Origin of the sequence: Mesorhizobium sp. M8A.F.Ca.ET.021.01.1.1 (assembly GCF_003998025.1) — a bacterium.
Lineage (GTDB): Bacteria > Pseudomonadota > Alphaproteobacteria > Rhizobiales > Rhizobiaceae > Mesorhizobium.
In genome coordinates, this window is the sequence record NZ_RZSJ01000158.1 from 1 (window position 1) to 11133 (window position 11133).

Sequence of the window (11133 nt, forward strand, 5' to 3'; positions counted from 1 at the left end):
GTAGAAGAAGGCGAAGAACACGATCATCGCCGCGTAGAATGCCATGTAGAGCGGCTGGCCGTGGCCGAGCGAGGCCAGGATGGTGCTCGCCCAGGCCGGCATGTTGGTCGTCTGCGAAAAGCCGGCGACGGTGGCCGGCAGCAGCAGCAGCGACGACGCGAAGATCGGCGGGATGACGCCCGACGTGTTGAGCTTGAGCGGCAAATGCGAGGTATCGCCCTGGAACATGCGGTTGCCGACCTGGCGCTTCGGATACTGGATCAGCAGGCGGCGCTGGGCGCGCTCGAAAAAGACGATGAGCGCGATCACGACGATGGCCAGCACGATGATCGCCAGGATCAGGCCGGTCGACAGGGCGCCGGTGCGGCCGAGCTCCAGCGTGCCGGAAATGGCGTGCGGAAGACCAGCGACGATGCCGGAGAAAATGATGAGCGAGATACCGTTACCGATGCCGCGCGCGGTGATCTGCTCGCCGAGCCACATCAGGAACATGGTGCCGCCGACAAGCGTGACGACGGTGGAGATGCGGAAGAACATGCCGGGGTCGCTGACGATGCCGTTGCCGTTCTCCAGCCCCACCGAAATGCCGTAGGCCTGCACCAGCGCCAGCAGCACGGTGCCGTAGCGCGTGTACTGGTTGATGACCTTGCGGCCCTGCTCGCCTTCCTTCTTCAGCGCTTCCAGCGAGGGAATGACCGATGTCATCAACTGCATGATGATGGAGGCGGAGATGTAGGGCATGATGCCAAGCGCAAAGATCGCCATGCGCTGCACGGCGCCGCCGGCGAACATGTTGAACATGCCGAGCACGCCCTTGCTCTGCGAGGAGAAGGCCTGGGCGAAGGCATCGGGATTGATGCCGGGAAGCGGGATGTAGGTGCCGAGGCGATAGACGAGCAACGCGCCGATGGTGAACCAGATGCGTTTCTTCAGGTCCTCCGCCTTGGCGAAGGCCGAGAAATTCAGATTCGAGGCTAGTTGTTCAGCAGCCGAAGCCATGCCTGATTCTCCGCTTGGTAACGCTTGATGGCCCGTGAGGTCAGGCGGTGCGTTTCACCGAAGCTCACGAGATAAGCTCCGGGCTGTAAACATGCAAGCGGCCGCGTTGACGCGGCCGCTAAATTGAGCAGATCAAAGCGCGATCGAAAGCAAAAACGGATGCCACTCTTGCCGACCGCGCTTCAAATTGCCGTTACTCGGCAGCTGCCTTTTCCGGCAGCTTGACCGACCCACCGGCCTTTTCGATCTTCTCGATCGCGGCCTTGGAGGCGCCAGCGACGTCGAAGGCGAGCTTGGCCTTGAGTTCGCCATCGGACAGCACGCGCACGCCATCCTTGACGCGACGGATGACGCCGGCGGCGACAAGCGCCTCGGCCGTCACGGTCGCCTTGGCGTCGAGCTTCTTGGCATCGACGGCTTCCTGGATGCGGGCCAGCGAGACGACAACGAAGCTCTTGGCGAAGATGTTGTTGAAGCCACGCTTCGGCAGGCGCCTGTAAAGCGGCATCTGGCCACCCTCGAAGCCGTTGACGGCAACGCCGGAGCGCGCCTTCTGGCCCTTGACGCCGCGACCGGCGGTCTTGCCCGAACCGGAGCCGATACCGCGGCCGAGACGCTTCTTGGAGTGCGTCGCGCCGTCCTTGTCACGCAGATCGTTGAGTTTCATCTTGCTTCTCCTGCGCTTTGGCTCAGCCCTCGTCCACAACGCGGACGAGATGCTGGACGGCGGCGATCATGCCGCGCACGGAGGGCGTATCTTCCAGCGTGCGCTGCTTGTGCATCTTGTTGAGGCCGAGGCCGACCAGCGTCGCGCGCTGTTCCTTCGGGCGGCGGATCGGCGAACCGATCTGCTCAACGGTGATGGTCTTGGTTGCTTTCTTGGCCATGGTCAAAATCCCTGGTCAGATCGACTATTCTTCAGCCGCAACGGCGGTGCCGCGGCGGGCCTGAAGGGTCGAATACTTGATGCCGCGCGCGGCAGCCACATCCTTGGGATGCATCTGGCTCTTCAGCGCGTCGAAGGTGGCGCGAACCATGTTGTAGGGGTTCGACGACCCCATCGACTTGGCGACCACGTCATGCATGCCGAGCGTCTCGAAGACAGCGCGCATCGGGCCGCCGGCGATGATGCCGGTACCCTGCTTGGCGGCGCGCAGCAGCACGCGGCCCGCACCCCAGCGTCCTTCGACGTCGTGATGCAGCGTGCGGCCCGAGCGCAGCGGCACGAAGATCATGTCGCGCTTGGCCGATTCAGTCGCCTTGCGGATGGCTTCCGGCACTTCGCGCGCCTTGCCATGACCGAAGCCGACGCGGCCCTTCTGGTCGCCGACGACGACGAGCGCGGCGAAGCCGAAGCGGCGGCCACCCTTGACGACCTTGGCGACGCGATTGATGTGGACCAGCTTGTCCACCATGCCGTCATCGCGCTCTTCACGCTCGCGGCCGCGGCCGCCTTCCCTACGTTCCTGTGCCATATCCTGTTCCTTGTTCTTTTCCGGAAGCACGGGTTGCTGATTGCCGGCGCCACTTTGGGTCGCCGACGGTGAAAAATCAGAAGCTGAGACCGCCTTCGCGGGCAGCCTCGGCCAGCGCCTTGACGCGGCCGTGATAGATGTACGGGCCACGGTCGAAAACGACTTCCTTGATGCCGGCCTTGGTGGCGCGCTCGGCGATCAGCTTGCCGATTGCGGCGGCGGCGGCGGTATCGGCGCCGGTCTTGAGCGACCCCTTGAGGTCCTTCTCGAGCGTCGAGGCGGCAGCGATGGTGTGGCCCTTGGCGTCATCGATCACCTGAACGTAGATGTTCTTCGACGTGCGGTGCACCGAAAGACGCGGACGTTCGCCGGCGACTTTCTTGATCTGGCGGCGGACGCGTTGCGCACGGCGCTGGATGGCTTCCTTGGTACCCATGATGTCTTCCTTGCCTTCAAAAAACGGGGGCCGCCATATGCGGTAGGCGAAGCGCCTCCCGCGACCGCTCCCCGCGGCGTTACACTTCCGTGGCTTGGTCCTGTCCGAAAAGTCCGCGACTTTTCCAAGCCAAACCGATTACTTCTTCTTGCCTTCCTTGCGGACGATCTTCTCGCCAGCATAACGGACGCCCTTGCCCTTGTAAGGCTCGGGACCACGGTATTCGCGGATCTCCGCGGCAACCTGGCCGACCTGCTGCTTGTCGATGCCGGCCACGGTGATTTCGGTCGGCTTCGGCACGGTGATCGTGATGCCGGCCGGCGTCTCGTAGACGACATCATGGCTGAAGCCAAGAGCCAGCTGCAGGTTCTTACCCTGCAAAGCGGCGCGATAGCCGACGCCGGTGATCTCGAGCTTCTTCTCGAAGCCGTCCTTCACACCCTGCAGGATGTTGACGATCTGCGTGCGCGACATGCCCCACTTGGACCGGGCGGTCTTGGTCTGGTCGCGCGGCTGGACAGCGATCTCGCTGCCTTCCATCTTGACCAGCACTTCGTCGTTCACCACGAACTTCAGCTCGCCCTTGGGGCCCTTCGCCGTCACGGTCTGGCCGTTGACGGTCGCGGTCACGCCCTGCGGCAGCGAAACGGGTTTCTTTCCAATACGAGACATTTTGTTGTCCTCGTCACTTCTCTTGTTTCAGGTCTCTGTCTTCGGAACGATCCGAAGACCGGATTCCAATTTGCGGTGAGCTGCCAGATCAGAAGATCTGGCAGAGGATCTCGCCGCCGACGTTCTGCTCGCGTGCTTCGTGGTCGGCCATCACGCCCTTCGGTGTCGAAAGGATGGCGATGCCGAGGCCGTTGGCGACGTGCGGGATCGACTTGGCCGAAACGTAAACGCGGCGGCCGGGCTTCGAAACGCGGGCGATTTCACGCACGACCGGAGCACCGTCGAAATACTTCAGCTCGATTTCGATCTCGGACTTGCCGTTGTCGAAGTCGGTCTGGCTGTAATCGCGGATATAGCCTTCAGCCTTCAGCACGTCGAGGACGCGGGTGCGCAGACGCGAGGCCGGCGTCGAGACACTCGACTTCTTGCGGCCATAGGCGTTGCGGATGCGGGTCAGCATATCGCCGAGAGGATCGCTCAATGACATGTTATGTCCTCCTTACCAGCTCGACTTGACCAGGCCCGGGATCTGGCCGTTGTTGCCGAGATCCCGAAGCGCGATGCGCGATACTTTGAGCTTGCGATAATAGGCCCGCGGACGGCCGGTGACTTCGCAGCGGTTGCGGATGCGGATCTTGGCCGAGTTGCGCGGCAGGGCAGCAAGCTTCAGCTGAGCGCGGAAGCGCTCTTCCATCGGCTTGGACTGATCCATGATGATCGCCTTCAGCGCAGCGCGCTTGGGACCGTACTGGTCGGCAAGCTTGCGGCGCCTGTTGTTCTTCTCGACTGAGCTGGTCTTTGCCATTTCAGATTTTTCCTTTTCTCGCTGCCGTTACTGGCGGAAGGGGAAGTTGAAAGCCTTGAGCAAAGCCCTGGCTTCGTCGTCCGTCTTCGCAGTCGTACAAACGATGACGTCCATGCCCCAGATCTGATCAACCTTGTCGTAGTTGATCTCCGGGAACACGATGTGCTCCTTGATGCCCATGGCGTAGTTGCCACGGCCATCGAAGCTCTTGGGGTTCAGTCCGCGGAAGTCGCGGACGCGCGGCAGCGCGATGTTCACGAGGCGGTCGAGGAACTCGTACATACGTTCCTTGCGCAGCGTGACCTTGGCGCCGATCGGCATGTTCTCGCGGACCTTGAAGCCAGCGATCGAATTGCGGGCGCGGGTGACGACGGCCTTCTGGCCGGCGATCATCGCCAGATCTTCGGCCGCGACCGAAGGCTTCTTCGAATCTGCGGTCGCTTCGCCGACACCCATGTTCAGCACGATCTTGTCGAGGCGCGGAACCTGCATGTCGTTGTCGTAGCCGAACTGCTCCTGCAGCGCCTTGCGAATGGTCTCGTTGTAGACCTGCTTGAGGCGCGGCGTGTTGTTGGCGGTCGCCTGCTTGGTTTGAGCCTTAGCCATTGATGACTTCTCCCGAGCGCTTGGCGACGCGCACCTTCTTGCCGTCCTTCTGGAAGATGAAACCGACGCGGGTCGGCTTGCCATCCTTCGGGTCGGCCAGCGCGATGTTCGACAGCTGGATCGGCGCTTCCTTGGTAATGATCCCGCCCTCTTGGGACTGGGACTGCTTCTGGTGACGACGGATCATGTTGACGCCGCGCACCAGCGCGGTGTCATCCTTCGGCTGAACCGAAAGGACTTCGCCCGAACGGCCCTTGTCCTTGCCGGCCAGCACGACGACCTTGTCGCCTTTTCTAATCTTTTGCATTGGTCCGGCTCCTTACAGCACTTCAGGCGCGAGCGAGATGATCTTCATGTGGTTCTTGGCGCGAAGTTCGCGCGGAACCGGTCCGAAGATACGCGTGCCGATCGGCTCTTTCTTGTTGTCGACGAGAACGGCCGCGTTCTTGTCGAAACGGATCACGCTGCCGTCCGGGCGGCGGATGTCCTTGGCCGTGCGAACCACGACCGCCTTCATCACATCGCCCTTCTTAACGCGGCCGCGCGGAATGGCTTCCTTGATCGACACCACGATGATGTCGCCCACGGAAGCGTATTTCCGCTTCGAGCCGCCCAGCACCTTGATGCACATGACACGACGCGCGCCGGAATTATCCGCCACGTCGAGGTTTGTTTGCATCTGAATCATGACTGGCCGCCTTCTTCTTTCCTAACGGGACGGGCTCGAAGCCCCTCCCCGGTCTGTCCAAAATTCGTTTGTTTACGCCTGGTCCGAGGACACGACGATCCAGCGCTTATCCTTGGAAATCGGCTTCGATTCCTGGATGAACACCTGATCGCCGACCTTGTGGGCGTTATTCTCGTCGTGCGCCTTGTACTTCTTGGTCATGCGCACGGTCTTCTTCATCACGGGATGCGTGAAGCGCCGTTCGACCTTGACGACAACCGTCTTCTCGTTCTTGTCGCTGACGACGGTGCCCTGCAGAATGCGCTTTGGCATGGTTTTCGTCCTTAAGCCTTCTTGGCCGCGGACTTTTCCGCAGCGATGGTCTTGATACGCGCAATGTCCTTACGAACCTGCCTCACGCGCGCGGTCTTCTCGAGCTGGCCGGTGGCCTTCTGGAAGCGCAGGTTGAACTGCTCCTTCTTCAGGCTGGCCAGGTCGTCGGTCAGCTGGTCCTGGGTCTTGGTCCGGATATCTTCGGCTTTCATGATCAGCCCGTCCTTATTCTGCGATGCGCTGTACGAAGCGCGTCCTGACCGAGAGCTTGGCCGCGCCGAGACGCAGCGCCTCACGGGCGGTTTCTTCATTGACGCCGTCGATCTCGAACATGATGCGGCCCGGCTTGACGCGCGCCGCCCAGTAGTCGACCGCGCCCTTGCCCTTGCCCATGCGGACTTCGGTCGGCTTCGACGTGACCGGCACGTCCGGGAAAATACGGATCCAGACGCGGCCAGCGCGCTTCATTTCGCGAGTGATCGCGCGGCGGGCCGCCTCGATCTCACGCGCGGTGACGCGGTTCGGCTCAAGCGCCTTCAGCCCGAAACCACCGAAATCCAGGTTGGTGCCGCCCTTTGCGGTACCATGGATACGGCCCTTGAACTGCTTGCGGAACTTTGTGCGCTTTGGCTGCAGCATCGTTCTAACTCCAAATTCCTAAATGTCTCAGGCGTTTTCGCGACGACGACCGCGTTCGCGATCACCACCACCGCCATGCGCGGCATCGCCCTCGGTCGCACGACGCTCCGAAGCCATCGGATCGTGCTCGAGGATCTCGCCCTTGAATACCCAGACCTTGACGCCACAAATGCCGTAAGCCGTATTCGCCTCGGCCGTGCCGTAGTCGACATCGGCGCGCAGCGTATGCAGCGGCACGCGACCTTCACGGTACCATTCCATGCGCGCGATCTCGGCGCCGCCAAGACGGCCGGCGCAGTTGATGCGGATGCCTTCGGCACCGAGGCGCATGGCCGACTGCACGGCACGCTTCATGGCGCGGCGGAACGCGATGCGGCGCTCGAGCTGCTGGGCGATCGACTGGGCGACCAGGGTCGCGTCGATTTCCGGCTTGCGCACTTCGACGATGTTGAGGTGCGTCTCGGACTTCGTCATCTCCATCAGCTTCTTGCGAAGCTTCTCGATGTCGGCGCCCTTCTTGCCAATGATCAGACCCGGGCGCGCGGCATGGATGGTGACGCGGCACTTCTTGTGCGGACGCTCGATCACGACCTTGGAGATCGCGGCCTGCTTGAGCTCCTTCTCAAGATACTTGCGGATCTTGATGTCCTCATGCAGCAGCTTGCCGTACTCGCCGGTGTTCGCGAACCAGCGCGAATCCCAGGTGCGGTTGATGCCGAGGCGAAGACCGATCGGATTGACTTTCTGGCCCATTATGCGGCCTCCCCTTTTTCTTCGACTTCACGAACGACGATCGTGAGGTGCGAGAACGGCTTCTCGATACGGCTGGCGCGACCGCGGCCACGAGCGTGGAACCGCTTCATGACGATCGACTTGCCGACATAGGCTTCCGCCACGATCAGCGCATCGACGTCGAGGTCGTGGTTGTTTTCCGCGTTGGCGATTGCCGATTCCAGCGTCTTCTTGACCGTGCCGGAAATCCGCTTGGCCGAGAATTCGAGATCGGAAAGCGCTGTCGCGACCTTCTTGCCGCGGATCAGCGCGGCAACCAGGTTCAGCTTCTGCGGGCTGATACGGATCGTGCGCAACACGGCGCGCGCTTCGTTGTCAGCAAGCCTGCGCGGAGCTTTGGCCTTGCCCATGATTATTTCCTCTTCGCCTTCTTATCCGCGCCGTGACCGTAATAGGTCCGCGTCGGAGCGAATTCACCGAACTTGTGACCGACCATGTCCTCGTTCACCGCGACGGGAACGTGCTTCTGGCCGTTGTAGACACCGAAGGTGAAGCCGACGAACTGCGGCAGGATGGTGGAGCGACGGCTCCACATCTTGATCACCTCATTGCGACCACCTTCACGAACCTTATCCACCTTCTTGAGAAGGTAGCCGTCGATGAAGGGGCCTTTCCAAATAGAACGAGTCACTTGGCGTTACCTCTTCTTAGCTCTTGCGCTGATGGCGCGAGCGCAGGATGAACTTGTCGGTCGCCTTGTTGGACCGCGTCTTCTTGCCTTTGGTCGGCTTGCCCCACGGGCTGACCGGATGACGGCCACCGGAGGTGCGGCCTTCGCCGCCGCCGTGCGGATGGTCGACCGGGTTCATGGTCACGCCGCGATTGTGCGGACGCTTGCCGCGCCAAACCGTGCGGCCGGCCTTGCCGTCATTGATGTTGCCGTGGTCCGGATTGGACACGGCACCGACGGTGGCCATGCAGGAGCCGTGAACGACACGCTGCTCACCCGAGTTGAGGCGCAGGATCGCCATGCCCTGGTCACGGCCGACCAGCTGGCCGTAACCACCCGCGGAGCGGGCAACCTGGGCGCCCTTGCCCGGCTTCAGCTCGATGTTGTGGACGATGGTGCCAACCGGCATCGAGGCCAGCGGCATCGCGTTGCCCGGCTTCACGTCGACGGCTTCGCCCGCCACGATCTTGTCGCCGGGAGCCAGGCGCTGCGGAGCAATGATGTAGGACAGCTCACCATCATCATACTTGATCAGCGCGATGAAGGCGGTGCGGTTCGGATCGTATTCGATGCGCTCGACCGTGCCGACGACGTCGAACTTGCGGCGCTTGAAGTCGATGATGCGGTACGAACGCTTGTGACCGCCGCCGATGAAGCGGGCCGTGATGCGGCCGTAATTGTTGCGGCCGCCCGACTTGGTCAGGCCTTCGGTCAGGCCCTTGACGGGCTTGCCCTTGTAGAGGCCCGAGCGGTCGACGATGACCAGCTGGCGGGTGCTCGGCGTTATCGGGTTGAATTTCTTAAGTGCCATTGTCCTGTCCTCGCGGCCTTGCTCAGAGACCCGTCGCGACGTCGATCGACTGGCCGTCGGCCAGCGTCACGATCGCCTTCTTGACGTCGCTCTGGCGGCCGATCGTGCCGCGGAAGCGCTTGATCTTGCCCTTGCGGACAAGCGTGTTCACGGCCATCACCTTGACGCCGAACAGCGCTTCGACGGCGGCCTTGATTTCCGGCTTCGACGCCTTCTTGGCGACGTTGAAGACGACCTGGTTCTGCTCGGAGGCCATGGTCGACTTTTCGGTGATCGCCGGCGAGACGATCACGTCGTAGTGACGAAGGTCGGTCATTTAAAGCGCTCCTCGAGAGCCTCGACGGCGGCCTTCGAAAGGACCAGCGTGCCGCGGCGCAGAATGTCGTAGACGTTGATGCCCTGGATGGGCAGCACGTCGATGTTGGGGATGTTGGTGGCTGCCAGCTTGAAGTTCTTGTCAAGCTCGGCGCCGCCAATCACCAGGGCGTTGGTCAGACCCAGCGTCGCGAAATTCGCGATCAGCGCCTTCGTCTTGGCCTCGGTCAGCTTCAGCTCGTCGATGATGATGATCGACGCGCTCTTGGCCTTGGCCGAGAGAGCATGCTTGAGGCCAAGCGCACGAACCTTCTTGGGCAGTTCATGCTCATGGCTGCGAACGACCGGGCCGTGGGCCTTGCCGCCGCCGCGGAACTGCGGAGCGCGTGCCGAGTGGTGACGGGCGCGGCCCGTACCCTTCTGCTTGTACATCTTGGCGCCGGTGCGCGCGATTTCGGCGCGGCCCTTGGCCTTGTGCGTGCCCTGCTGCTTCTTGGCAAGCTGCCAGCGCACGACGCGCTGCAGGATGTCCTCGCGCGGATCAAGGCCGAAAATTCCGTCGGAAAGTTCCACCTTGCCGGCGTCTTTACCGCCGAGCGTTGTGATCTTGAGATCCATTATTCCGCTCCCTCTGTGGCCGGAGCCTCGTTCTTCGCAGCTGCCGCAACAGCACGGATCGCGGCGGGCTTCGGCGCATTGGCCGGCAGCGCCACCTTGGCCGCGTCGCGGACCAGGATCCAGGCGCCCTTCGATCCGGGAACCGCACCGCGGATCAGGATCAGGCCGCGGTCGGCGTCGGTCGAGACGATCTCGACATTCTGCGTGGTGACCCTGGTGTCGCCCATGTGGCCAGCCATGTGCTTGCCCTTGAACACCTTGCCCGGGTCCTGACGCTGGCCGGTCGAACCGTGTGTACGGTGCGATACCGAGTTACCGTGCGTCGCGCGACCACCACCCATGTGGTGACGCTTGATGACGCCCTGGAAACCCTTGCCGATCGTCGTGCCCGTCACATCGACCTTCTGGCCGGCGACAAAGTGCTCGACGGTGATCTCGGCGCCAACATCGATCATGTTGTCGGCGGAGACGCGGAACTCGGCGACCTTCGCCTTAGGCTCGACGGAAGCGGTCGCGAAATGGCCGCGCATCGCCTTCGACGTGTTCTTCACCTTGGCGAGGCCAACGCCGAGCTGAACGGCGGTGTAGCCATTCTTCTCCTGCGTGCGCTGTGCCACGACCTGGCAGTTCTCCATCTGGAGAACGGTGACGGGAACATGTTCCCCCGCATCATTATAGATGCGGGTCATTCCCACCTTCTTTGCAATCACACCTGAACGCATCGGTTCAATTCCTTTAGAGTTCCGGGCCAGGGACACCGCCCCTTACCGCGCTCTCATTCCCTTAGAGCTTGATCTCGACGTCGACGCCGGCGGCCAGATCGAGCTTCATCAAAGCATCGACGGTCTGCGGGGTCGGATCGACGATGTCGAGCAGACGCTTGTGCGTGCGCATCTCGAACTGCTCGCGGCTCTTCTTGTCGACGTGAGGCGACCGGTTGACCGTGAACTTTTCGATCCGCGTCGGCAGCGGAATGGGGCCGCGGACGTTTGCACCGGTGCGCTTGGCCGTCGACACGATTTCCTTCGTCGAGGCGTCGAGCACGCGGTGATCAAACGCCTTCAGGCGGATGCGGATATTCTGTCCGTTCATGCGTCACTTCCTTGTTCTGGCGCGGCGCGGGCAACTCCGGCGCCCGCGACAGATCGGTTTAAGTCCAAATTACTCTTTGATGGTGACGACGATGCCGGCACCGACGGTGCGGCCGCCTTCACGGATGGCGAAGCGCAGCTTCTCTTCCATGGCGATCGGCACGATCAGCTCGACATCGACCGTGATGTTGTCGCCGGGCATCA

General features: G+C 62.2%; 22 protein-coding genes and 1 pseudogene. All 23 read right to left on the reverse strand.

Annotation, left to right across the window (positions count from 1 at the left end; genetic code table 11):
- Positions 1-999: preprotein translocase subunit SecY (secY, locus tag EOA36_RS14735; protein ID WP_127278264.1), on the reverse strand; the 999-nt coding region annotated here is incomplete at its 3' end.
- 193 nt (positions 1000-1192) lie between these two features.
- Entirely contained in the window at positions 1193-1666 is a 474-nt protein-coding gene (gene rplO / locus EOA36_RS14740) for a 50S ribosomal protein L15 (protein WP_095775807.1), read from the reverse strand.
- A 22-nt stretch (positions 1667-1688) separates the two neighbouring features.
- Positions 1689-1886, reverse strand: coding sequence for a 50S ribosomal protein L30 (gene rpmD / locus EOA36_RS14745; RefSeq protein ID WP_006205449.1), 198 nt, complete (start codon positions 1884-1886; stop codon positions 1689-1691).
- Between the two features lie 24 nt (positions 1887-1910).
- The gene (gene rpsE / locus EOA36_RS14750; RefSeq protein WP_032933400.1) at positions 1911-2474 is read right to left on the reverse strand and encodes a 30S ribosomal protein S5; all 564 of its coding nucleotides are present in this window, start codon (positions 2472-2474) and stop codon (positions 1911-1913) included.
- 76 nt (positions 2475-2550) lie between these two features.
- The gene (gene rplR / locus EOA36_RS14755; protein ID WP_027145576.1) at positions 2551-2910 is read right to left on the reverse strand and encodes a 50S ribosomal protein L18; all 360 of its coding nucleotides are present in this window, start codon (positions 2908-2910) and stop codon (positions 2551-2553) included.
- 138 nt (positions 2911-3048) lie between these two features.
- A complete protein-coding gene (rplF, locus tag EOA36_RS14760) occupies positions 3049-3582 on the reverse strand; it encodes a 50S ribosomal protein L6 (RefSeq protein WP_013895694.1) in 534 nt (177 codons plus the stop codon).
- Positions 3583-3670: 88 nt separating this feature from the next.
- Complete coding sequence (gene rpsH, locus EOA36_RS14765; RefSeq protein WP_006205453.1) at positions 3671-4069, reverse strand: 30S ribosomal protein S8; 399 nt, start codon at positions 4067-4069, stop codon at positions 3671-3673.
- 12 nt (positions 4070-4081) lie between these two features.
- On the reverse strand, positions 4082-4387 hold the full coding sequence (gene rpsN, locus EOA36_RS14770; RefSeq protein ID WP_010909282.1) for a 30S ribosomal protein S14: 306 nt from the start codon (positions 4385-4387) through the stop codon (positions 4082-4084).
- A 27-nt stretch (positions 4388-4414) separates the two neighbouring features.
- Positions 4415-4993 carry a 50S ribosomal protein L5 gene (gene rplE, locus EOA36_RS14775; RefSeq protein WP_127278265.1) on the reverse strand — a complete coding sequence of 193 codons (579 nt, stop codon included), beginning with the start codon at positions 4991-4993 and terminating at the stop codon, positions 4415-4417.
- Positions 4986-5300 (reverse strand): 50S ribosomal protein L24, encoded by a 315-nt coding sequence (gene rplX / locus EOA36_RS14780; RefSeq protein ID WP_006205456.1) that lies wholly within the window; start codon positions 5298-5300, stop codon positions 4986-4988. Before rplX ends, rplE begins: the two co-directional genes overlap by 8 nt.
- 12 nt (positions 5301-5312) lie before the next feature.
- On the reverse strand, positions 5313-5681 hold the full coding sequence (gene rplN, locus EOA36_RS14785; protein ID WP_006205457.1) for a 50S ribosomal protein L14: 369 nt from the start codon (positions 5679-5681) through the stop codon (positions 5313-5315).
- A gap of 72 nt (positions 5682-5753) precedes the next feature.
- A complete protein-coding gene (gene rpsQ, locus EOA36_RS14790) occupies positions 5754-5993 on the reverse strand; it encodes a 30S ribosomal protein S17 (RefSeq protein ID WP_010909280.1) in 240 nt (79 codons plus the stop codon).
- Positions 5994-6004: 11 nt separating this feature from the next.
- Positions 6005-6205 (reverse strand): 50S ribosomal protein L29, encoded by a 201-nt coding sequence (rpmC, locus tag EOA36_RS14795; RefSeq protein ID WP_006205459.1) that lies wholly within the window; start codon positions 6203-6205, stop codon positions 6005-6007.
- Between the two features lie 13 nt (positions 6206-6218).
- A complete protein-coding gene (gene rplP / locus EOA36_RS14800; RefSeq protein ID WP_006205460.1) occupies positions 6219-6632 on the reverse strand; it encodes a 50S ribosomal protein L16 in 414 nt (137 codons plus the stop codon).
- A 27-nt stretch (positions 6633-6659) separates the two neighbouring features.
- Positions 6660-7385 (reverse strand): 30S ribosomal protein S3, encoded by a 726-nt coding sequence (gene rpsC, locus EOA36_RS14805; RefSeq protein ID WP_013895697.1) that lies wholly within the window; start codon positions 7383-7385, stop codon positions 6660-6662.
- Positions 7385-7774, reverse strand: coding sequence for a 50S ribosomal protein L22 (gene rplV, locus EOA36_RS14810; RefSeq protein ID WP_006205462.1), 390 nt, complete (start codon positions 7772-7774; stop codon positions 7385-7387). The genes rpsC and rplV overlap by 1 nt, the downstream gene beginning before the upstream one ends.
- A gap of 2 nt (positions 7775-7776) precedes the next feature.
- Entirely contained in the window at positions 7777-8055 is a 279-nt protein-coding gene (rpsS, locus tag EOA36_RS14815; protein ID WP_027044977.1) for a 30S ribosomal protein S19, read from the reverse strand.
- Between the two features lie 16 nt (positions 8056-8071).
- Positions 8072-8905: a 50S ribosomal protein L2 gene (rplB, locus tag EOA36_RS14820; RefSeq protein ID WP_127278266.1), complete on the reverse strand. Its 834-nt coding sequence runs from the start codon at positions 8903-8905 to the stop codon at positions 8072-8074.
- A 22-nt stretch (positions 8906-8927) separates the two neighbouring features.
- Positions 8928-9221 (reverse strand): 50S ribosomal protein L23, encoded by a 294-nt coding sequence (locus EOA36_RS14825; RefSeq protein WP_010909275.1) that lies wholly within the window; start codon positions 9219-9221, stop codon positions 8928-8930.
- A complete protein-coding gene (rplD, locus tag EOA36_RS14830; protein ID WP_015317984.1) occupies positions 9218-9838 on the reverse strand; it encodes a 50S ribosomal protein L4 in 621 nt (206 codons plus the stop codon). Before rplD ends, EOA36_RS14825 begins: the two co-directional genes overlap by 4 nt.
- Positions 9838-10560, reverse strand: a complete 723-nt coding sequence (rplC, locus tag EOA36_RS14835) for a 50S ribosomal protein L3 (RefSeq protein WP_023757978.1) — start codon at positions 10558-10560, stop codon at positions 9838-9840. The genes rplD and rplC overlap by 1 nt, the downstream gene beginning before the upstream one ends.
- Before the next feature lie 61 nt (positions 10561-10621).
- Positions 10622-10930: a 30S ribosomal protein S10 gene (gene rpsJ, locus EOA36_RS14840; RefSeq protein WP_010909272.1), complete on the reverse strand. Its 309-nt coding sequence runs from the start codon at positions 10928-10930 to the stop codon at positions 10622-10624.
- Between the two features lie 69 nt (positions 10931-10999).
- Positions 11000-11133: pseudogene (gene tuf / locus EOA36_RS14845) on the reverse strand (elongation factor Tu); the annotation flags it as partial.